We start from the raw sequence: 22,131 nt of genomic DNA on the forward strand, positions 1-22,131 counted from the left end.
CTACCCTCCCGAAGCTCAGATTTTCTGATCGGAGACTATTGTTCCGATCGGAGAAGTGTCAACGGCTTTGTTCGCGCCGCGCATCTCCACGCTGGTGACGAAGCCATCGATGGCGCGCAGCAGCACCGCCGCCGTCGCGGCGACGCCGGCTAGCATCAGGAAATAGGCGGTCGGCGTCGTGCTGCTCCACAGCGTGCCGACGAACCCGGCCGCCAGGCTGCCGGTGAAGATCGCGAGGAACCACGCCGCCACCGTCGTCGCGCCGTAACCCTCGGGCGCGAGGCGCGCGAACAGGCCTAGGCCCACGGGGAGGATGAAGAGCTCGCCCAGCGTCAGCACCGCAAAGAACAGCGCCAGCCACGGCCACGCCGCCGCGCCGCCCGCCGTCGCCGAGGCGAAGGCGAGCAGCGCGAACGACCCGGCGACGATCAGCGCACCGGTCGCCATGCGGCGGGCCGAGGACTGGACGATCCCGCGCTCGGCACGCCGCGCCCACCAGGCAAGCAGCGGCGGGGTGAACAGCATCACGAACAGCGGATTGAGCGACTGGAACCACGTCATCGGGATCGTCCAGCCGCCCGCGCGCCGGTCGACGCCGCTGTCGGTCCAGAGCGCGACGGTATTGCCGACCTGCTCATATGCCCCGCGGAACACGGTCACCGCGCCCGCCACCGCGACGAGCGCGGCGACCATCCGCCAGTCGAACGCGCCCCTGGGCGCCGCCGGGTCGCGCCGCCGCGGCGGCTCGGGCGGGAGGTAGCGCTGACCCCAGACATAGATGCAGAGGCCCAGCGCCATGCCGATCCCCGCTGCGCCGAACCCCCAATGCCAGCCGAGCGTCTCGCCCAGCGTCCCGCAGATGATCGGCGCGAGGAACCCGCCCAGGTTCACGCCGACATAATAGACATTGTACGCCCAGCCGCGCCGCGGATCGTCGGCGGTATAGAGGCTGTCGATCTGGCTGGGCAGGCTGGGCAGGAACAGCCCGTTGCCGAGCGCGATGGTGGCGAGCGCGGCATAGAGCAGCGGCTCGAACGCCATCATGAAATGGCCCGCCGCCATGATCGACCCGCCGATCACGATCGCCAGCCGCCGCCCCAGCAGCCGGTCGGCGATCACCCCGCCCAGGATCGGCGTGAAATAGGCGCAGGCGGTATAGGTGCCATAGACGATCGACGACCATTGCTGATCGAGCAGCAGCTCCTTGGTCATGTAATAGACCAGGAGCGCGCGCATCCCGTAGTAGGAGAACTGCTCCCACATGTTGGTGAGGAACAGGATCGTCAGCCCGCGCGGCTGGCCGAACCAGGTGCGCTCGGGCCGGGCCGCGGTCATGCGCCCCAGACCTCCGGGCCGGCGAACAGCATCCCGCCGCGATAGGTGACGGTCGGCGCCGGATCGTCGGCGAGGAAGGTGGGCCCGTCGAGATCGACGAGATCGGCAAGCTGGCCAAGGACGAAGCCCGGCGCGGTCGCCAGGCTGGACCCGATCATCGTGCCGACCATGACGCCCAGGCCCAGGCGGCGCGCCTCCGCCGCCATCAACAGCCCCTCGGTCAGGCCGCCGCACTTGTCGAGCTTGATGTTGACGACGTCGAAGCGGCCGACCGACGCCGCGACATCGGCAAGGCTCAGCACGCTCTCGTCGCCCGCGATCGGGATCGGCGAAGCGAAGCCGTCGAGCAGCGCCTCCTGCCCGCGCGCCAATGGCTGTTCGAGGAGGGCGACGTCATGTGCCTGGAGTCCCTCGACCAGCGCGTCCAAGTCGGCGCGCGCGAATCCCTGGTTGCCGTCGACGCCCAGCCACACCTTGGGCCGCGCGGCGCGGATCGCGGCGACGCGGTCGAGGTCGAGGGCGAGGTCGCCGGTCAGCTTGACCTTGATCGACAGCGCCTCGCGATAGCCGCGCGCACGATCGGCCATCTTCTCCGGGCTGTCGGCACTGACGGTGAAGGTGGTGCGGATTGGGTGCGGGGCGGGAACGCCGGCGAGCTGCCAGACGGGCCGACCCGCGCGGGATGCCTCCAGCTCCCACAGCGCCGCGTCGACGGCGTTGCGGGCGCCGCCCGGCGGCAGGATCGACCGCAAGGCTTCGCGGGTCGGCCCCGCCTCGATCGCGTCCCGCGCGCCTTCGATCGCCGCCTGCATGTGCGCGAGGTCGTCGCCCAGATAATAGACGCCCGCCGCCTCGCCGCGCCCGCGATGCTCGCCATCGGTCAGCGTGACGACCAGCACCTCGGCGGTCTCGAACACATAGCCCGAGATTGCGAACGGCTCGGCCAGGCGCAGCGTCCTGGTTTCGTAAGCGAGCGTCGACATCAGTAACCGACCGACAGCGCGAGCAGGTTGAAGGTGACGGCGGTGTAGAGGATGACCAACGCCGCGAGCAGGAACAGCGTGTTCCAGAGCTTGCCCATCCAGCGCCGCCCGCCACCGCGCCAGGTGACCCACGCGTTCCACCCGGCGATGGCGACCGTGCCTACGAACACCACCGCGCCGACCGCCTTGAGCAGCCACAACAGCCACTCGGTATCGACGCTGAGCAATTCGAGCTTCGAGAACATGGTGACGACGATGCCAACCCACAGACCGATCGCGATCACCTCGGCCCAGGCCATGATCCGGGCGGCGCGATCCGCGCGGCGGGCGGTACCGGTCAGCGGATGCTGGGCGGCATAGCGGCGGCGATTGAACCAGCCGACCGGCCAGGCGAGCGCGGTCAGGAGGATGACGCCCAGGCTGGCATAGAGCGCCGGGAGCAGCCACCCCGCCGATTGCGATCCCGGCACGCGGTCGAACACCATGAAGGGCGAGACCATGTCGAAGCTCCAGCGCACGACACGGCCGTCCACCACCTGCGCCGCCAGCCGGTCCTCACCGCCGCGGTCGCGCCAGACGAAGGGGGCGATCTCCACCCATTTGCGCGCCGCGCCGCCGGGGCCGGTGAGCGAAGGGATCGACAGCCCGCCTTCGTCGTCCAGGCCGATCTCGGTCTGGCCGAACGGATTGAGGATCGCGACGAAGTTCGATTCGGACCGGCGGCTGTTCTGCCACAGGCCGACCATCATCCTGGCGTGCTGCGCCGCGGTCGCCTTGTCGACCTGACCGTCGCGGGTCGCATCGGGAAAGTAGCGGTCGGCAAAGTCGCGGAACAGCTCGCCGCGGATGCGCTGCGCCGCGCCGTCGCGGCCGCTGCTGTTGAACGCGACGTACAGGCCGACGCCCTCGCGCCGGAACAGGTGCAGGGCCGCATGGAACGCCTGGAGATCGCCCAGATGCGCGGTGACTTCGCGCCCGTTCACGTTCGTCTCAAAGAAGCCGAGCTCCATGCGGTTGAGCGGCGGGATCAGCGACTTGGGATCCACCCGACCGAGCGGACTGTCGTGCATCATCGCCGCCGTCTCCGGCCGCATCAGCCCGCGCCCGTTCATCAGGTGCGCGGCCATGAACTTCGCCATGTCGAGGCCGGATGCGCTGAGCGACCCCGCCGGCGCAGGCACGACGATCTCAAACGGGATCGGCTTGCCCGAGGCGAGCGGCACGCCCGTCGCCATCAACGGGCGCAGCTTCGCGGGCAGCGGCTGGCGGAAGCTTGCCGTCGACATGCCGATGGGCGCGAACACGCGCTGCTCGACATAATCATCGAACGGCATCTTCGCGACGCGCTGGACGATATAGCCCGCCAGCGTCGTGCCCCAGTTCGAATAGGCGGGCGTCGTCCCCGCCTTGAAGATGCGGCGCGGCACCCAGCGCTTCAAATACGCCTCGACGGGCATGTTGTTGGCGGGATCGTCGGTGATGAGATCCTTGACCGCTTCCTCGAACCCGCCCGTGTGCGTCATCAGGTGGCGCATCGTCACCGGCCCGTCCGCACGCGGCGGAATGCGGAAGTCGAGATAGGTATTGATGTCGGCGTCGAGGTCGATGCGTCCCGCCTCGACCTGTTGCATGACCGCGGTCCAGGTGACGAGCTTCGACACTGAACCGGGGCGGAACAGCGTGCGCGCGGGATCGACCGGTCGCCGCGTGGCCGGATCGGCATAGCCATAGCCCTTGGCCGCGACGATCCGCCCACCCTGGACCACCATCACCACCGCGCCCACCATGTCGCCGGAGTGAAGCGCATAGGGCATGTAGCCGTCGAGCCAGGCGGAGACGTCGGGTTCGGTCAGCGCATGAACCGGTCCGCTGACCGGCGGTGTCGCGGGCGCCGCCGCGACGGGGGGCGACAGCGGCGGCTGCATCCGCGCCTGCTGCGCACTGGCGCCGACGCCCACCAGCGCCAATGCCGCTGCCATCCAAGCCTTCAACGCCATGGTCCGCTCCTGCCCTGGTTGCTCCCGGGTTCGTGCCCGGCTAATCTGGACAATAGTTATTCCGATCGCGCCAATGTTATCCTGATCGGAGAATGCGTCAATGGCTTGGAGAGAGATTGCATGTCCGCTGATCGGCCGACCCTGGGCACCCTGCTCAAGGGGCTTCGCGCGCGTGAGGGTTGGACGCTCAAGCAGATGAGCGCCAAGAGCGGCATCCCGGTCTCGACGCTGTCCAAGATCGAGCACGACCGGCTGACGCTCTCCTACGACAAGCTCCAATCGCTGGCGCAGCGGCTGGGCATGCGGATGTCCGACCTGTTCGCCGAGACGGAGGCTGAGGCCGGCCCCGCCGTCACCGCGCGCCGCAGCCTGGGCGATGTCGAGCGCGCGGTTCGGGTCGAGACCCCCAATTACGACTATTATTATCTCTGCACCGAGCTTCGCCGCAAGCGGATGATCCCCGTCGTGACCAAGATCCGCGCGCGATCGGCCGAGCAGTTCGGCGACCTGGTCCGCCATTCGGGCGAGGAGTTCATCTATGTGTTGAGCGGCAGCGTCGTCGTGCAGACCGAATTCTACGATCCGGTCACACTATCGGCGGGTCAGTCGCTCTATATCGATTCGAGCATGGGCCACGCCTATCTCGCCGCCGAGGGGTGCGACGAGGCCGAGGTGCTGGGCGTGATGTCGAGCCCCGAGGAAAACCTGATGGACGCGATGCTGACGCTCCACGACCGCCACCGCGCCGAGGCCAAGGACGCGGCCTGACGCTCAGCGCTGCACCGCCGCCACCGCCTGGCGCGTGCGGCGGACCGCGGCGGGGGGCTCGCCCGCCCAGAGCTTGAAGGCGCGGCCGAAGGCGGGAACCGAGCGATAGCCGGCGCGGCGTGCGATCTCCTTGAGCGGCATCTGCGCTTCGGCAAGATGGGCCGAGGCGAGGAACATGCGCCATTCGCGCAGATATTCGATCGGCCCGCGCTCGACCAAGGCGCGGAAGCGCTGGGCGAACTGCGACCGAGACGCGCCAACCTCGATCGCCAGCAGGTCGACCGACCAGTCGCGGCCGGGATCGGCGTGGATCAGCGACAGCGCGCGACCCACCAGCGGATCGCCGAGTCCGCGCAGCCACCCGCGATCGTCGCGCCCGTTCGAGACCAGATGCTCGCGCACCGCCTCGACGAACAGATAGTCGGCGAGCCGCGCGGCGACGAGGCGCGCGCCCGGCGCGCTCGCCTCCACCTCATGGTCGATCGTCATCGCGACGGTTCGGATCGTGGTCCGCGCCCGCTCGCCCGAAATGCCGCGCAGCATCAGGATATCGGGCAGCGCCGAGAGCAGCGGATTGCGCCGACGGTCGGCGAACTCGAAGATGCCCGACACCAAACGCGTGACCGGCGGACCGTTGGTGCCGAAGCGCAGCACGCGCGGCTTCAGCCGGATACCCGGCCGCCATTCGGGCAGCCCGATATCGACCGCGATCCGGTGAAAGGGCAACGCCTCGGCATCGTGTGCGGAGAGGAGCAGATGCGCCTCGCCGCGCGGGAAGATCGCCATCTCGCCGACGCCCAGCCGCACCAAGTCGTCGGCATCGTGGCCGACCCACGCCTCTCCCTCGATCACGAGGTGGAAGGGCGCACCGCCCAGGCACTCCTTCGAGAAACCCCAGCCGGCGCCGAGCTCCATCCGCGAAAAGACCGAGCCTTGCAGCCTCAGCCCCTCGAGCACCTGGTCGATGGGGTCCATGACGATCTCCCTGGAACCATGGCCGAAACCGAAGCCGCATCTTCCCGCTCTGCGCGCCCTTGGCAATCTGGGGCCGCGGATCTGGACGATCGCGACAGCTTTTCGGACGAACGACATATCCCGTCCAGCGGACAGGCCCGCTATCTTCCGGGACAAGGGAGTGCAGTCGATGAGCCAAGACGTCGAACCGAAGCCTTGTTCCACCCACGACCCAGCCGGCATGGGCGTCAGCCGGCGGACCGCGCTCCAGGGGAGTGCCGCGCTCGCGCTCGCACCGCTGGCGGCGCCCGCCGCGGCCGCGACCGGCGGCGCGATGCCGGCGGAGTCGGAGCATCGACTCGCGCTCGCCACCACGATCAACGGCGAGCGCTTCGACGGCGAGATTGACGCCCGCACCTCGCTGCTCGACCTGCTGCGTGAGCGGGTGGGGCTGACCGGTGCCAAGAAGGGCTGCGACCATGGGCAGTGCGGCGCGTGCGCCGTCCATGTCGACGGCCGCCGCGTCGCCTCCTGCCTGACGCTCGCCGCCAAGGTGCAGGGCCGCGAGGTGCTGACGATCGAGGGGCTGTCGGACGGGGAGACGCTGCACCCGATGCAACAGGCCTTCATCGATCATGACGCGCTCCAGTGCGGCTATTGCACGCCCGGCCAGATCATGGCCGCGGTGGCGCTGGTACGCGAAGGGCATGCGACCTCGCGGCCGAGCATCCGCGAATATATGAGCGGCAACATCTGTCGCTGCGGCGCCTATGTCGGGATCGTCGCCGCGATCGAGGATGCGGCCAAGCGGATGGGGGCGGCCTGATGCAGCCCTTCACCTATACGAGCCCGCGGTCCGCCGCCGAGGCGATCGCCGCGTTTGGGCGCGCGGGCGCCGGCGCCAGCTATATTGCGGGCGGCACGTCGCTTTACGACATGATGAAGCTCGACGTCGCGCGGCCCCGGCACCTGATCGACGTGACCGCGATCGAGGGGCTGGACGGCATCGACACCGATGGCGCGGTGCTGCGCTTCGGCGCGCTTGCGCGGATGAGCGACGTCGCCCGGGATGCGCGGGTGCTGCGCGACTATCCCGTGCTCGCCGAATCGCTGTCCAAGGCCGCATCGCAGCAGCTTCGCAACATGGCGACGGTCGGCGGCAACCTGTTGCAGCGGACGCGCTGCGTCTATTTCCGCAACGGCACGGGCAATCCGTCCGCGGTCGGCGTCTATCCCTGCAACAAGCGCGAGCCCGGCAGCGGCTGTGCGGCGATCGAGGGGATCGACCGCGGCCAGGCGGTGCTGGGGCAGAGCGCGGCCTGCACCGCGGTCAGTCCCGGCGATTGGCCGGTGGCGCTGGTCGCGCTGGACGCCTCGGTCGAAATCCTGGGGTCAGGCGGGTCGCGTACGCTGCGCGTCGCCGACCTCTATCGCGCACCGGGGACGACGCCGCACCTCGAATTCGCGCTGTCGCCGGGCGAGATCATCGTCGCGATCACCGTACCTAAAACCGCCGCAGGACGGCGATCGACCTATCACAAGATCCGCGACCGGGAGAGCTATGCCTTTGCGCTCGCTTCCGCCGCGGTCGCGCTTGACCTGGCGGGCGGGCGCGTGCGCCGGGCGCATGTCGCGCTCGGCGGCGTCGCGACGCGGCCTTGGCGCGCCGAGGCGGCCGAGCGGATGCTCGCCGGCCAGCGTCTGACGGCAGAGACGGCGCTCGCCGCTGGCCGGGCGGCGCTGACGGGTGCGCGTGCCGGCCGTCACAACGGGTTCAAGATCGAGCTGGCCGCCCGCACCGTTGCCGACGCGCTGATGATCGCCATGGAAAGGAACGCCTGATGCCTGCCGAGCCTTTCGGGGATCGCGCCCGCTTCGACGCGCGCGACAAGGTGCTGGGCCGCACGCGCTTCAGCGCCGACGTGAGCCTGCCCGGCATGCTCTATGCCATGGTCGTCCCCGCACGGATCGCCCGCGGCAAGCTGACCGAGCTGTCGGTCGAGGCGGCAATGGCGGTGCGCGGCGTCGTGCGCGTGCTGACCGCCGCCGATTTCGGCAAGCCGGCGCCGCCGCCGCCCGGCGCGCGCGGGCTGGGCGCCGCCCCCGCCACGCCGACGATCGTCGCCGAGATCCCCTATCGCGGGGCGCCGATCGCGATGGTCGTCGCCGAATCGATCGAGGCAGCGATCGAGGGGGCCGAGGCGATCGCCGCGCGCTATGCCGAGGCGCCGAGTTTCGCCGCGACGATCACCAGCCTCGGCGGCGAGCGCCAGCCGATCGAGCCGACCGTGGCGGGCGATGCGGCCGCGGCGATGCAGCGCGCGGCGACCGTCGTCGAGGTCGAGTATGAATGCCCCGCCCAGCACCACAACCCGATCGAGCTCCTCTCGACGGTCGCGGTCTGGAGCGGCGGGCGGCTGACGATCTATGAATCGGCGCAGGGCGCGCAGGTCGTCAAGGCGAACGTCGCCAAGGCGCTGGCGATCGATCCGGCGATCATCGACGTGAAATCCTTCTATGTCGGTGGCGGCTTCGGCCAGAAGGGTACGGCGCAGCGCCAGGCACCGCTCGTCGCGCGCGCGGCGATGCTGATCGGTCGCCCCGTCAAGCTGGTGATGCCGCGCGGACAGGTGTTCCACAATGCCAGCTTCCGCCCGCGCAGCCGCCACCGGATCAAGATCGGCGCCGATGCGGCCGGGCGGATGATCGCGGTCGAATATGACGCGGACCACCAGCAGTCGCGCACCGGGCAGTTTCCGCCCGACTATCACGAATCGCAGCCGCAGATGTACGGCATTCCCAATTATCGCGGCACCGCCGCCAATGTCCGCATCGATACGCAGGGTCCGGGCTATATGCGCGCGCCCTTTCCCCACCCCGCCTCCTTCGCGTTCGAGGGCGCGGTGGACGAGCTTGCCTACAAACTCGGCAAGGATCCGGTCGCCTTTCGCCTCGCGCATGATGCGACGACCGACCCGATCACGGGACATCCGCTGTCCTCCCGCTTCCTCAACGAGTGCATTGCCGAGGGGGCGCGGCGCTTCGGCTGGGACAGACGACGGGCGGCGCCGGGATCGATGGTGCAGCCCGACGGCACGCTGGTCGGGATCGGTGTCGGATGCGGCGCCTATCCCGCGCTCACTTCCGCCAACATCGCCAGGCTGCGCGTGGGCGCCGACGGCACGACGCGGCTGTCGCTGTCGGCGCACGAGATGGGCCAGGGCATCCGCACGGTGATCGCCGCGGCGCTCCTGCGCGCGCTCGACATCGATGGCGAGCGGCTCAGCCTGGAGATCGGCGACACCGCGATGACGCCGCAGCACCTGACCGCAGGCTCCTGGGGCACGGCGAGCGCATTGCCGGCGGTCGAGGCCGTGGCGGAGAAGCTCAAGGCGGCGATGGCCGAGTTGCTCGCCGGACGCGCCGTCCCGGGCAATCTCCACCGCCAGCTTGCCGCCATTCGTCGTCCCTTCGTCGAGGTCGAGGTCTCGACGCTGGCGCCCGGCCAGGATGCGGCGGCGCTTCAGGGGCTTCGCGGCTATGGCTATGCGCTGGCGGGGCCGGATTATCCGCGTTTCACCACCTTCAGCTACATCGCCCACTTCGCCGAAGTGCATGTCGAGCCGCGCACGCGCCGCATCCGCGTGCCGCGCGTCGTCAGCGTCGCCGATTGCGGGCGCGTCATCTCCCCTCGCACCGCCGCGAGCCAGGTCCGCGGCGGCGTGGTCTGGGGCATCGGCTCGGCACTGCGCGAGGAGACCGAAGTCGACCCACGCTTCGGCGGGTGGTTCAACAACGACCTTGCCGACTATGTCGTCCCCGTGAACGCCGATGTCGGCGAGATCGAGGTGGCGTTCATCGACCGGCCCGATCCGCTGCTCAACACGATCGGCGCGAAGGGGCTGGGCGAGGTGTCGCTGGCGGGCGCCTCCGGCGCGATCGCCAACGCCGTCTTCCATGCGACCGGCAAGCGCATCCGGCGCATGCCGATCCGCATCGAGCATCTTCTCTAGCAAAGGCATCATCATGATCGTCGTCACCACGCCGACCGGTCAGGTCGGCCACCATGTCGTGCGCCATCTGCTCGCCGAGGGCAGCCCGGTCAGGATCGTAGCGCGCGACGCCGCCCGGCTCGAGCCCGCGCTGACCGGACGGGTCGAGATCGTCGAGGGATCGCATGGCGACCCGGCGGTGATCGATCGCGCGCTTGTCGGGGCCGACGCGCTGTTCTGGCTGGTGCCGCCCGATACGGCGAAGACGCTGGAGGCGGCGTATCTCGACTTCACCCGCCCCGCGGTGGAGGCGATCCGCCGGCACGGCATCGCTCGCGTCGTGAGCGTCACCGCGCTCGGCCGCGATACGCGCTGGCAGGATCGGGCGGGCCTGGTCACCGCCTCGATCGCGATGGACGACCTGTTGATGTCGAGCGGCGCGGCATTCCGCGGGCTGGCGATGCCGTCTTTCATGGACAACCTGCTGCGTCAGGTCGCGAGCATCGCCGGCCAGGGCATATTCTATGGCACGATCGACCCCGACCGCCGGGCACCCACGACCGCGACCGCCGACATGGGCGCGGTCGCGGCGCGGCTTCTGCTCGATCGCGGTTGGGCGGGCCAGGCCGAGCAGCCCGTGCTCGGTCCCGAGGACCTCTCCTTTGCCGAGATGGCGGTGACCGTAGGCGAGGTGCTGGATCGCCCGGTGCGCTACCAGCCGATCCCGCTCGACGCATTCCAGGCGCAGCTGCTGGCACGCGGGATGAGCGGCTCGTTCGCGCAAGGGTATGTCGACATGATGCGCGCAAAGGACGAGGGGATCGACAACGTCGCCCGGCGCGACGCGGCCAGCGCGACGCCGACCCGCTTCCGCGACTGGTGCGAGCGCGTCCTGAAACCCGCGGTCGACAAGACCGCCTGACGCGGATGCTCGTCACCGGCGGGTCTGGCTTCATCGCCGGTGAAGGACGCGGGCTTGAACTCACCGCCGCAATAACGCTTGCTTACTGACCGGCGCCTCCCGATAACTCCGACAAAATAGAAGGCCGACGTGCGGGGATCGGCAATCGGGAGAGGCATTCATGAAATTACAGGCTGCATTGCTGCTGGCCGCAGCGACGATCGTCACGCCGGCCTGGGCTCAATCGAGTCCGCCGAAACCGGCCGCACCGGCGACGGTGGTCGAGGACTTCAAGCCCTCTTCGCTCAACCAGCCGGGCAAGCTCTATCCGCAGGTCAATTCGCAGGGCTATGCCCGCTTTCGGATCGAGGCGCCCGAGGCCAAGGCGGTGAAGGTCAGCCTGGGCCTGGGCGGCCGGGGCGGCACCGTGCTGACCAAGGCGCCGGACGGCAGCTGGATGGGGACGTCGGAAGGCCCGCTGGACGAGGGCTTTCACTATTATCACGTCACCATCGACGGCGGGGTCTTCAACGATCCGGGTGCGCAGAACTTCTACGGATCGGTCCGGTGGGAAAGCGGGATCGAGATCCCGGCGCATGATGCCGACTTCTACGCGCTGAAGAACGTGCCGCACGGCAATGTCGCGCAGGTGCTGTTCCCCTCGCCCAGCACGGGCACGCCGCGGCGCGCCTTCGTCTATACGCCGCCGGGCTATGCCAAGGACGCGGGCACGCGCTACCCCGTGCTCTACCTCCAGCACGGCTGGGGCGAGGACGAGACCGCCTGGGCGAACCAGGGCCATGCCAACCTCATCATGGACAATCTGATCGCCGCGGGGAAAACGCGGCCGTTCATCATCGTCATGACGTACGGCATGACCAACGAGGTGCGGCCGGGCCAGCCCGGCGGCCTTGCCGCGTTCAACATCAAGCCGTTCCAGACCGTGCTCCTCGACGAGCTGATCCCGTACGTCGACGGCAATTTCCGCACGCTCGCAGACCCGGCGCACCGGGCGATGGCGGGCCTGTCGATGGGCGGGTTCGAGACCAAGCTGATCGCGCCCAAGCACCTCGACACGTTCAACTATATCGGCCTGTTCAGCGGCGGCACCGTGTCGCTGGAGGACGTCAACACCACGCCCGGTTATCGCGACAAGGTGAAGATGACCTTCGTTAGCTTCGGCAGCCGCGAGCTCGAGCGTGGGGGCGGCGGGCCGCCGGGTGGGCCGCGCGTCGACCCGCGGGTCAATGCCAAGGCACTGAAGGATGCGGGCATCCCCAGCGCCTTCTACGTCTCGCAGGACACCGCGCACGAGTTCCAGACGTGGCGGCGCAGCCTGCGCGAATTCGCGCCGATGCTGTTCAGGGACTGAGCGCCGGTAACCGGCCGCCCGCACGATGCGTTCGTGCGGGCGGCTTTGGTGCGAAATGATCCCGTCCGCGCTTAACCCGTGATGGCGCGGGCGCTGGCCGCCTGCCATAGATCGACTCATTCGGCCCCAGGCCATCGATCGCGCGTGGGAGAATCAGCTTGGCGACGACAGCATCGAACGACGCGCGGACCGGCATCGACGGGCTCGACGATATCCTGAGCGGCGGCTTCGACCGCGGCCGGTGCTTCCTGGTCGAGGGGAGCCCCGGCACCGGCAAGACGACGATCGCGCTTCAATATCTGCTGACCGGCGCGTTTGCGGGCGAGCGCTGCCTGTACGTTACCCTGTCGGAGACGGAGGACGAACTCCGCGCCACCGCTACGGCACATGGCTGGGACATGGCGGGCGTCGAGATCTACGAACTGATCCCGCCCGAAAACCTGCTCGACGAGGATCAGCAGCAGAGCCTGCTCTATTCCTCCGACCTCGAACTCGGCGAGACGACGAAGCGCATCTTCGAGGCGTTCGAGCGGGTGCGGCCCGATCGCGTCGTCCTGGACAGCCTGTCGGAGATCCGGCTGCTCGCGCAAAGCTCGCTTCGCTATCGGCGCCAGATCCTCGCGCTCAAGCATTATTTCGCCAAGAGCAATGCGACGGTGCTGATGCTCGACGACCTCACCACCGACGCCAACGACAAGACCGTCCACTCGGTCGCGCACGGCGTCGTCCGCCTGGAGGAACTGGCGCCCGAATATGGCGCCGAACGTCGGCGCGCGCGCGTTATCAAATATCGCGGGCGGCGCTTTCGCGGCGGCTATCACGATGCGACGATCGAGACGGGCGGCGTCAGCATCTTTCCCCGCCTCGTCTCCGCCGAACACAAGACGAGCTTTCCGCGCGAGCTCGTCACCGCCGCCTCGCCCGAACTCAACGGCCTGCTCGGCGGCGGCATCGAACGCGGGTCGAGCGTGCTGGTGCTCGGGCCGGCGGGCACGGGCAAGAGCTCGATCGCGCTGACCTTCGTCCAGACCGCGATCGAGCGGGGCGAGAGCGCCGCCATGTTCGTGTTCGACGAAGAGATCGGCTTGCTGATCCACCGCGCGCAGGGGATCGGGATCGACATCCAGGCGATGATCGATTCGGGCAAGCTGCTGCTGCAACAGGTCGATGCCGCCGAGCTGTCGCCGGGCGAGTTCTCGTCCCGCGTACGGCACTGCGTCGAACAATATGGCGCGCGTACCGTCGTGATCGACAGCCTCAACGGCTATCAGGCGGCGATGCCGGGCGAGCAGGCGCTGATCCTGCACCTACACGAAATCCTCCAATACCTGAACCGGCAGGGGGCGACGACCTTCCTCACTGTGGCGCAGCACGGGCTGGTCGGGGACATGAAGACGCCGGTCGACGTCACCTATCTGGCCGATACGGTCGTCCTGCTCCGCTATTTCGAGGCGCTCGGCCGCGTTCGCCGGGCGGTGTCGATCGTCAAGAAGCGGACCGGCGCGCACGAGAACACGATTCGCGAATTCCAGATCGGCTCACGCGGGCTGTCGCTGGGTGCCCCGCTGACCAACTTCCAGGGGGTGCTGCGCGGCGTGCCCGTGCTTCAGGGCGACATCGACCTGCTGGACGGCGACGACGCGTGAAGCGGACGACGGTTTCGGAACGTGCGCTCGTCGTCGCGCCGCGGGGCCGCGACGCCGCGGTCGCGAGTGCGATGCTGGGCGAGGCAGGGCTGGAGGTTGCCGCCTGTGGCTCGCTGGCCGACCTGCTGGCCGAACTGGACCGCGGCGCGGGCTTCGTCATCGTCACCGAGGAGGCGATCGCCACCGCCGACCTGTCGCCGCTGTCCGCTTGGCTGGCCGACCAGGCGGAATGGTCGGATCTTCCCTTCATCCTTCTCACCAGCCGCGGCGGCGGGCTGGAGCGCAATCCGGCGGCGGCGCGCTATCTGGAGGTGCTGGGCAACGTCACGTTCTTGGAGCGGCCGTTCCACCCGACGACACTCGTCAGCATCGCCCGCTCGGCGATCCGCGCGCGCCGCCGTCAGTATGAGGCGCGCAGCCGCCTGATCGCGCTTCAGGACAGCGAGGCGCGGTACCGCACGCTGTTCGAGAATATCGAGGTCGGCTTCTGCATCATCGAGATGCTGTTCGATGCCGACGGCACCCCGAGCGACTATCGCTTCATCGAATCCAATCCCGCGTTCGAGGCGCAGGCCGGGTTCGAGCCCGCGGGTCGGCGGGTCCGGGAAGTCGCGCCCAACCACGAGCAGCACTGGTTCGACTTCTACGGCCGGATCGCGATGACGGGCGTGCCGGGCCGCCTGGAGGAGGGATCGGCGGCGCTCCGTCGCTGGTGGGACGTCCACGCCTTTCGCGTCGGCGCGCCCGAGCAGCGCCGGGTGGCGGTGCTGTTCAACGACATCACCGCGCGCCGCGACGCCGAACTGCGGCTGAAGGACATGAACGAGACGCTGGAGGCGCAGGTCGAGGCGCGGTCGGCGGAGCGGGACCGGCTGTGGAGCCTGTCGCAGGACATGCTGGCGCGCGCCGACTATGCCGGCATGATGTCGGCGGTCAGCCCGGCGTGGAACTGGGTGCTGGGCTGGAGCACGGAGGAGCTGCTCTCGCGCGGCTATGCCACCTTCATGCATCCCGAGGACGAGGCCTCGACGCTGGCGGCGATCGCGGCGATGGCCGACACGGGCGAGCCGACCCGGTTCGAGAACCGCATCGCCACCAGTGATGGCGGGTGGAAGGCGATCGAGTGGATCGTCGCGCCCGAGCCCGATGGCCGGAACTTCATCGCCGTCGGCCGCGACCTCAGCCACGCCAAAGCGCGCGAGGCCGAGCTCGAGGCGGCGCAGGAAGCGCTTCGCCAGAGCCAGAAGATGGAGGCGATGGGCAGCCTGACCGGCGGGGTCGCGCACGATTTCAACAATCTGCTGACCCCGATCATCGGCTCGCTCGACCTACTCCACCGCAAGGGGCTGGGCAGCGAGCGCGAGAAGCGGTTGATCGATGGCGCGCTCCAGTCGGCCGAGCGTGCCAAGACGCTGGTCCAGCGCCTGCTCGCCTTTGCCCGCCGCCAGCCGCTTCAGGCGACGGCGGTCGACTTGCCGCCGCTCGTCGACGGGATGCTCGACCTGATCGGCTCGACGCTGGGACCGACGATCGACCTGAGCGTCCGGCTCGATCCCGACCTGCCACCGGCGCAAGCCGATCCCAACCAGCTGGAGATGGCGCTCCTCAACCTGGCGGTGAACGCGCGCGACGCGATGCCGGACGGCGGCGAGCTGACGATCTCCGCGGCGCGCGAAAGCGTGCGCGAGCCGCAGCCGGGCCTGCCGCGCGGCCATTATGTCCGGCTGGGCGTCACCGACACCGGCAGCGGCATGGACGAGGCGACCCGCCAGCGCGCGATCGAGCCGTTCTTCTCGACCAAGGGCATCGGCAAGGGGACGGGCCTGGGCCTGTCGATGGTCCACGGCCTTGCCGCGCAGCTCGGCGGCGCGCTGACGATCGACAGCGCGATCGGCAAAGGGACGACCGTGGCGCTGTGGCTGCCGATCAGCACCGTGCTGCCCGATGGCGAGCACCAGCCGAACCGCGCGCCGCGGCCGGGCGAGGCGCGCGGTACCGCGCTGCTGGTCGACGACGAGGATCTGGTGCGCATGAGTACCGCGCACATGCTCGCCGACATGGGCTATGACGTGGTCGAGGCGAATTCGGGCGAAGGCGCGCTCCAGATGGTGCGCGGCGGGCTCGGACCCGACCTGGTCGTCACCGACCATCTGATGCCGGGCATGAACGGCGCGCAGCTCGTCCGCGAACTGCGCGAGCTGCGTCCGTCGCTCCGCGCGCTGATCGTGTCGGGCTATGCCGAGGCGGAGGGGATCGATCCCGACATCCCGCGGCTCACCAAGCCGTTCCGCAGCGCAGAGCTTGCCGCCAGCCTGGCGACGTTGTCGGGGGACACGGCCGCGCCGGGCGAATAAGAAGAGCAAAACAGGGAGGGACAGATGAAGCGCATCGTTCGATTGATCGCATCGGCCGCGTTGATCGCGGCGACACCGCTGCAGCTTGGCGGCGCGGCCTATGCCCAGGTCCGCAGCGAAGCGCGCGGCCCCGCGCCGATCTCGGCCGAGCGGCTGGATCGCGTGTCGCAGCTGATGCAGCGTTACGTCGATCAGGGCCGGATCGCCGGCGCGGTCGTCCAGATCCAGCAGGACGGGCGCCCCGTCTATGCCCGCGCGTTCGGCTGGCGCGACAAGGAAGCGCGCGACCCAATGCGTCCCGACGCGATCTTCCGCATCGCATCGCAGACCAAGGCGCTGACGAGCACCGCGGTGCTGATGCTGATGGAGGAGGGCAAGCTCCTCATCAGCGATCCGGTCGGCAAGTACCTCCCCGAATGGCGCAAGACGAGCGTCGCGGTGGCGCGGCCCAATGGCGGGTACGACGTCGTCCCCGCCAAGCGCGAGATCACGATCCGCGACCTGCTGACCCACACCGCCGGCATCTCCTATGGCAACGGCGCGGCGGAAAAGGCGTGGCGCGATGCCGGCATCTTCGGCTGGTACTTCGCCGACCGGGCCGAGCCCGTCGCCAGCGTCGTCGCGCGCATGGCCGCGCTGCCGATGGCGGAGCAGCCGGGCGAGAAGTTCGTCTATGGCTACAACACCGACATCCTGGGCGTGATCGTCGAGAAGGTCAGCGGCCAGACGCTGGAGGCGTTCCTGAACGAGCGGCTGATCCGGCCGCTGGGCATGAAGGACACCTCCTTCTACCTGCCGCCCGCAAAGGCGAACCGGCTGGCGACCGTTTATGGCGCCGAGGGCGGCGAGCTGCGCCGCGTGCCCGATCCCGGCGCGTGGCAGGGCGGCGGGCATGTCGGCCAGGGGCATTATCTGCGAGGACCGCGCGTCGCCTTCTCGGGCGGGGCGGGGCTGCTCTCGACCGCTGCCGATTACAGCCGCTTCCTCGAGATGATCCGCCGCGGCGGCGAGATCGGCGGGCGACGCTATCTGGGCCGCAAGACGGTCGAGCTGATGACGGCCAACCATCTGGGCGACATCCCGTACCAGGCGGGCAAGGGCTTTGGCCTCGGCTTCAACGTCCGCACCGATCTCGGCAAGGCGGGCGAACCGGGGTCGGAGGGCGAGTTCGGCTGGGGCGGCGCCTATCACAGCCAGTATTGGGTCGATCCGGAAGAGGGACTGACCGTCGCCTATATGGTCCAGCTGCTGCCCGCGGGCGACATCGACGACCATGGCAAGCTGCGCGCGGCGATTTACCAGGCGCTGAACTGAGGCGGAGGAGAGCGGCCGTCAGGCGTCGGGTTCCTCGATCTCCTGCTCGGCCGCTTCCATGAAGTCGCGCGCGGCGTCGCGGTCCTCGGGATCGTCGAACGCTTCGTCGACGTCGGGCGCGATGCCCAGCATGAACATCAGGCACCAGAGCGCGAAGCGGCGACCCGAGTCGCGCTCCAGCCCGAAGGCGATGCGGAGGCGGTCGACGCCCGCCGCGACCTGCGCCGGGGGCAGGTCGCCGATCGCATCGGTGCCGAAGAACTGGTGAAGCAGTTGGTCGAAATCCATCGCCCCTCGCTACATCAGAACACCCGCCGCCGCGACGACGAAAGCGGCTATCGCGTGCCGTCCCAGCCGCCGCCCATCGCCTGATAGAGCGCGACCAGCGCGGTCAGGCGATCCGCCTCGGTCTGGACGAGTGTCAGCTCGACGTTGAGGAGCGCGCGCTGCGCGTCGAGCTGTTCGAGATAGGAGGCATAGCCCGCGCGGTAGCGGTTGCTGGCGTGGCGCAGCGCCTCCGCCACCGCGACGCGTTGCGCTTCCAGCTCGCGCGCCTGACTTGCGAGGCGATCGATCGCGGCGAGGCTGTCCTCGACCTCGCGGAACGCGGTCAGCGCGGTGCGGCGATAGCCGAACGCCGCCTGATCGCGCCGCGCGGCTGCACCGTCCATCTGCGCGTCGAGGCGCCCGCCCTGAAAGATCGGCGCGAGCACGCTGGCGCCCAGCGACCAGATTGTGACGGGATCGGCCAGCGCGGTCGACAGCGTCAGCCCCGCCGATCCCGTCAGCCGCAGCGTCGGCAGGAACTGCGCCCGCGCAGCACGGAGCGAGGCATCGCTGGCGGCGAGCGTGAACTCGGCCTGGGCGATGTCGGGCCGGCGGCGGAGCAGGTCCGAGGGGAGGCCTGCGGGCACCGGCGGCGACCGCAGTTGGTCGAGTGCAACGCCCCGCTCGATCGCGCGCGGTGATTCGCCGAGCAGCAGGCTCAGCGCATTCTCCTGGCGCCGGATGGCCAGGTCCACCTGCGGCAGGATCTGCGCGGTCGCGCGATACTCGGCTTCGGCCTGGCGCAGCTCGAGCTGGGAGGTGTAGCCGACTTCCGCACGCGATCGGGCGATCCGCAGCGCCTCTGCGCGGGAGGCGATCGTCGCCTCGACCACGCGCCGCCGCGCATCGAGCGCGCGCAGCGTGACATAGCCGCTCGCCGTCGCCGCCGCGACCGACAGAAGCGTGGTGTCGCGCGCCGCCTCTGTCGCGAGGGTCGACTGCCGCGCCGCCTCGACCTGGTTGCCGATGCGGCCGAACAGGTCGAGTTCATAGGCGGCCTGAAAGATCGGCTGCGCGCCCGTCGTCTCGCTCGGCTGGCCGAGCGCATTGACCGCCCGCGCGCGCGTCAGCCCCGCCCCGCCGTCGAGCGTCGGGAACAGCTGCGCGCGCGCCAGCCGCTCGTTGGCGCGGGCCTCCTGCACCCGGGCCGCGGCGATCGCGACGTCGACGTTGTTGGCGCGCGCCGTCTCGACGAGCCGGGTCAGCACCGGATCGCCGAAGCCGTTCCACCACGCCGCGTCGATCTCGCCGCCCACCGGCAGCCCGGTACGCCAGGCGAGCGGCGGCATCACCGATGCCGATTGCGGCGGCTGCGGGTCGGGCGCGGTACAGCCGGCGACGAGCAGGCCGAGAAGCCAGGCGCGCTTCATCGCCGCGGCGCGGGCGCGCCGCGCGTGTCGACGCGCGCCTCCACCGACATGCCGGGGCTGAGCCGCGCATAGAGCGGATCGCGCGCGTCGATGGCGATGCGCACGGTCAGCCGCTGGGGCACCTTGACGAAATTGCCCGTCGCGTTGTCGGGGCGAATGACCGAGAATTCGCTGCCCGCCGCGGGCGACAGCCGCTCCACCCGCCCGCGGATTTCGGCACCGCCCAGCGCATCGACGCGAAGCACCGCGGGCTGGCCGGGCAGGATGCGCGCGGTCTGCGCCTCCTTGAAGTTCGCCGAGACCCAGACGGTCGGCGGGACCAGGAACATCAGCTGCGATCCGGCGGTGACATACTGGCCGAGCCGCACCGACACTTCGCCGAGCTTGCCCGCTTGCGGCGCGCGGATGATCGTGTTGGCAAGGTCGATCTGCGCGAGCCGGAGCGCCGCGCGCGCATTCTCGACCGCCGCCTCCAGCCCGCCGCGTGCGACGGAGACGGTACGCACCTCCTGCTCGCCGATCGTCCGCTGTGCCTGTGCCTGGCGGACACCGGCCTGCGCCTGCGCCAGCGCCGCGCGCGTCTGGTCGCGTTCGCGCAGGGACACGGAGCCTTCGGCGACGAGTTCGTCGACGCGGCGCATGTCGGCCTGGGCGCGGGCGAGCTGCGCCTCCGCGGCCTGGATCGCGGCCTGCTGCCCGCCGACCGCCGCTTCGCGCGACCGCGCACTCTGCTGCGAGTTGGCGAGGTTGGCGAGCTGCGTCGCCAGCGTCGCCTGCGCCTGATCGACGCGTTGGCGATAGATGCGGTCGTCGATGCGCGCGAGCAGCGTGCCGGCCTTCACGCTCTCGAAATCGCGGACGGGCACGGCGACGACATAGCCGTTGACCTGCGGCGCGATAATCGTCGTCTGGCCGCGGACATAGGCGTTGTCGGTGACCTGGATGCTCCGGCGAAACGGCGGCAGATCCCATGCCCAGAGCGCGAGCAACGCGCCGGCGAACACCAGCGCGACGAAGAACAGGGTGGAGCGAAGGCCACCGCGCGGCGGCGCCCAGCCACGCCGAGGCGCTGCCTGGGCCCCCGGCTCGACCGGATCGTCCAGCCGCGCAGGCTCGGTCGTCGACTCGTTCATTGCGCCGCGCGCTCCCGCATCTTCTGCATCGCAGCCAGTTCCTCGGCGAGCGGATTGATCCGGTTCGCCCTGAGCCAAAGCCAGCGCCCGCCGAGCCACAGCACGACGAGAAGCGCAAGCACCGCGATCAGGAAGAACACGTCGTTATAGGCAAGGATGTTCGCCTCGCGCGAAACCTGCTGGGCAAGGAGGACGCCGCCCTCCGCCTGGCGGAGCGCTGAGTCGCCCTGCACGCGGGCATAGGCGCCGCCGAGTTGCTGGAGGCGCTGGCCGACGAGGGGGTCGGTCGCGATCAGCGCCTGGACAAGGTCCTGCGAATGCGCCCGCTCACGCGCGATCTGCATCGTGCCGAGCCATGCGGAGCCCGCCAGGCTCCCCAAGGTCTGCGACATGCCGAACACCGCCGAGAAGCTGACCAGATGGCTCGGCCCCCGGGAGATCGCGCGAAGGATGCCGACCATCGTCACCGGCCCGAGCCAGAACAAAGCGGCAAAGGCGATCAGCGCCTGACTGAAATAGAGGTTGGCGGGACGCGTCAGGTTGGTCGCGTGCGCGTCGAGATAGGCGCCCACCGCGATGATCGCCGCGGCGACGACCACCGGCCAGAGCAGATCCTTGGGATTGAGCGTGGCCACCCCCGCCGCCAGTCCGGCGATCGAGGCGAGCAGGATCACCGCGTTGAGCGAGACGAGCTGGTCGTTGGTCATGCCGAGCGCGGTCAGGAGGCCGGTCGACCCCACGGTCTGTTCAGACAGGAGGATGCGGATCGCGAACACGATGACGATGAAGCGGAGCACGTTGCGCGTCCGCATCCAGCGCGTGTTGAGAAGCGGGTTGGCACGGTTGTGCTCGATCAGCATCGCCGCGCCGATCAGCACGATCGCCGCCGCCAGCGCATAGCCGAGCCACGGCGTCGTCCACCACATGATCCGACCCTGGACGAGCACCGCGCAGAGCAGCGCCATGCCCGGCGCGAACAGCGCAAAGGTGAGGAAATCGAGCTTCTCGAACGCGGGGAAGCGATCCGCGGGCGGCAGTCGCAGCAGCGCGACCGCGCCCAGGCAGAGCAAAGTCAGCCCCAGCTCGAACACGAACAAGGTCTGGATGTCGCCGTCGACGAGCAGCAGCGGCGAGATCACGCGCGCCAGCGGAAGCCCGAGCTGGACGATGCCGAAGCCGATGATCATCCCCGACAGCCGCGACGCGGCGGGCATCGCCTGCATGATGTAGAAGAAGCTGAGCGTCGTCAGCGCGCTGCCGACCAGCCCCGCGGCGCCGCGCGTCAGCAGCTCCACCTCATAGCTGTGGACGAACACCTGCAGGACGGTCACGCCCAGGAACCCGGCCAGGAACAGCCGCGTGAAGCGCTGAAGGCCGAATTGCTGGCGAAACTTGATGAGCAGCAGGCTCATGCACACGCTGGTCATCGAATAGATGGCGTTGAGCCACCCGCCCTCGACCGGGGTCAATCCCAGCGAGCCCTGGATCAGCGGCAGGTTGGCCAGCAAGAGCCCGTTGCTGAGCCCGCCGGTCAGCCCCAGCAGCACCCCGATCGCGAAATAGCCGATGCGGCGCGGCAGCGGGTGATCGGGCGTCGCCGGCGACCCCGGCAGGAACGGCCGTTCGTGCGGTTTGAAGTCATAGGCGCCGGCAGTGCTCAAGCCATGGCTTTGCCAGCGACCGGC

General features: G+C 69.5%; 17 protein-coding genes. 9 read left to right on the forward strand and 8 right to left on the reverse strand.

What is annotated here, in order from left to right:
* Positions 1 to 15: 15 nt before the first annotated feature.
* From RS883_RS00915 to RS883_RS00925, 3 genes are read right to left on the reverse strand one after another with little or no spacing between them, the layout of a single operon-like run.
* A complete protein-coding gene (locus tag RS883_RS00915) occupies positions 16 to 1,335 on the reverse strand; it encodes a peptide MFS transporter (RefSeq protein ID WP_315761767.1) in 1,320 nt (439 codons plus the stop codon).
* A complete protein-coding gene (locus RS883_RS00920; RefSeq protein ID WP_315761769.1) occupies positions 1,332 to 2,318 on the reverse strand; it encodes a dipeptide epimerase in 987 nt (328 codons plus the stop codon). Before RS883_RS00920 ends, RS883_RS00915 begins: the two co-directional genes overlap by 4 nt.
* Complete coding sequence (locus tag RS883_RS00925; RefSeq protein WP_315761771.1) at positions 2,318 to 4,315, reverse strand: serine hydrolase domain-containing protein; 1,998 nt, start codon at positions 4,313 to 4,315, stop codon at positions 2,318 to 2,320. The genes RS883_RS00920 and RS883_RS00925 overlap by 1 nt, the downstream gene beginning before the upstream one ends.
* Positions 4,316 to 4,435: 120 nt before the next feature.
* Here RS883_RS00925 and RS883_RS00930 point away from each other — a divergent pair, with 120 nt between their 5' ends.
* The gene (locus RS883_RS00930) at positions 4,436 to 5,083 is read left to right on the forward strand and encodes an XRE family transcriptional regulator (protein WP_315761773.1); all 648 of its coding nucleotides are present in this window, start codon (positions 4,436 to 4,438) and stop codon (positions 5,081 to 5,083) included.
* A 3-nt stretch (positions 5,084 to 5,086) separates the two neighbouring features.
* Here RS883_RS00930 and RS883_RS00935 read toward each other — a convergent pair whose 3' ends face one another.
* Positions 5,087 to 6,058 (reverse strand): AraC family transcriptional regulator, encoded by a 972-nt coding sequence (locus RS883_RS00935; protein WP_315761775.1) that lies wholly within the window; start codon positions 6,056 to 6,058, stop codon positions 5,087 to 5,089.
* Positions 6,059 to 6,227: 169 nt separating this feature from the next.
* Between RS883_RS00935 and RS883_RS00940 the strand changes: the two genes are divergently transcribed.
* The 8 genes from RS883_RS00940 (at position 6,228) to RS883_RS00975 (ending at position 17,616) form a co-directional block, all read left to right on the forward strand.
* The gene (locus RS883_RS00940) at positions 6,228 to 6,863 is read left to right on the forward strand and encodes a (2Fe-2S)-binding protein (protein ID WP_315761776.1); all 636 of its coding nucleotides are present in this window, start codon (positions 6,228 to 6,230) and stop codon (positions 6,861 to 6,863) included.
* Complete coding sequence (locus RS883_RS00945) at positions 6,863 to 7,879, forward strand: xanthine dehydrogenase family protein subunit M (protein ID WP_315761778.1); 1,017 nt, start codon at positions 6,863 to 6,865, stop codon at positions 7,877 to 7,879. Before RS883_RS00940 ends, RS883_RS00945 begins: the two co-directional genes overlap by 1 nt.
* Complete coding sequence (locus tag RS883_RS00950; RefSeq protein WP_315761781.1) at positions 7,879 to 10,050, forward strand: xanthine dehydrogenase family protein molybdopterin-binding subunit; 2,172 nt, start codon at positions 7,879 to 7,881, stop codon at positions 10,048 to 10,050. Before RS883_RS00945 ends, RS883_RS00950 begins: the two co-directional genes overlap by 1 nt.
* A 13-nt stretch (positions 10,051 to 10,063) precedes the next feature.
* A complete protein-coding gene (locus RS883_RS00955) occupies positions 10,064 to 10,951 on the forward strand; it encodes an NAD(P)H-binding protein (RefSeq protein ID WP_315761783.1) in 888 nt (295 codons plus the stop codon).
* Positions 10,952 to 11,111: 160 nt separating this feature from the next.
* Positions 11,112 to 12,302, forward strand: coding sequence for an alpha/beta hydrolase-fold protein (locus RS883_RS00960; protein ID WP_315761785.1), 1,191 nt, complete (start codon positions 11,112 to 11,114; stop codon positions 12,300 to 12,302).
* A 158-nt stretch (positions 12,303 to 12,460) separates the two neighbouring features.
* Positions 12,461 to 13,948, forward strand: coding sequence for an ATPase domain-containing protein (locus RS883_RS00965; RefSeq protein WP_315761786.1), 1,488 nt, complete (start codon positions 12,461 to 12,463; stop codon positions 13,946 to 13,948).
* A 71-nt stretch (positions 13,949 to 14,019) separates the two neighbouring features.
* Positions 14,020 to 16,302 carry an ATP-binding protein gene (locus tag RS883_RS00970; protein WP_315765221.1) on the forward strand — a complete coding sequence of 761 codons (2,283 nt, stop codon included), beginning with the start codon at positions 14,020 to 14,022 and terminating at the stop codon, positions 16,300 to 16,302.
* Between the two features lie 24 nt (positions 16,303 to 16,326).
* A complete protein-coding gene (locus RS883_RS00975) occupies positions 16,327 to 17,616 on the forward strand; it encodes a serine hydrolase domain-containing protein (RefSeq protein WP_315761787.1) in 1,290 nt (429 codons plus the stop codon).
* Positions 17,617 to 17,634: 18 nt separating this feature from the next.
* Here the strand turns inward: RS883_RS00975 and RS883_RS00980 are convergent, their stop codons facing one another.
* Genes RS883_RS00980 through RS883_RS00995 form a run of 4 tightly spaced genes read right to left on the reverse strand, consistent with a single transcriptional unit; the run spans position 17,635 to position 22,107 of the window.
* Positions 17,635 to 17,904 (reverse strand): hypothetical protein, encoded by a 270-nt coding sequence (locus RS883_RS00980; protein WP_315761788.1) that lies wholly within the window; start codon positions 17,902 to 17,904, stop codon positions 17,635 to 17,637.
* Between the two features lie 47 nt (positions 17,905 to 17,951).
* A complete protein-coding gene (locus tag RS883_RS00985) occupies positions 17,952 to 19,313 on the reverse strand; it encodes an efflux transporter outer membrane subunit (RefSeq protein ID WP_315761789.1) in 1,362 nt (453 codons plus the stop codon).
* Positions 19,310 to 20,446 (reverse strand): HlyD family secretion protein, encoded by a 1,137-nt coding sequence (locus tag RS883_RS00990; protein ID WP_315761790.1) that lies wholly within the window; start codon positions 20,444 to 20,446, stop codon positions 19,310 to 19,312. The genes RS883_RS00985 and RS883_RS00990 overlap by 4 nt, the downstream gene beginning before the upstream one ends.
* Entirely contained in the window at positions 20,443 to 22,107 is a 1,665-nt protein-coding gene (locus RS883_RS00995) for an MFS transporter (protein WP_315761791.1), read from the reverse strand. The genes RS883_RS00990 and RS883_RS00995 overlap by 4 nt, the downstream gene beginning before the upstream one ends.
* Between the last annotated feature and the right edge of the window lie 24 nt (positions 22,108 to 22,131).

Origin of the sequence: Sphingomonas sp. Y38-1Y (genome assembly GCF_032391395.1) — a bacterium.
In the GTDB taxonomy this organism is placed as follows: Bacteria; Pseudomonadota; Alphaproteobacteria; order Sphingomonadales; family Sphingomonadaceae; genus Sphingomonas.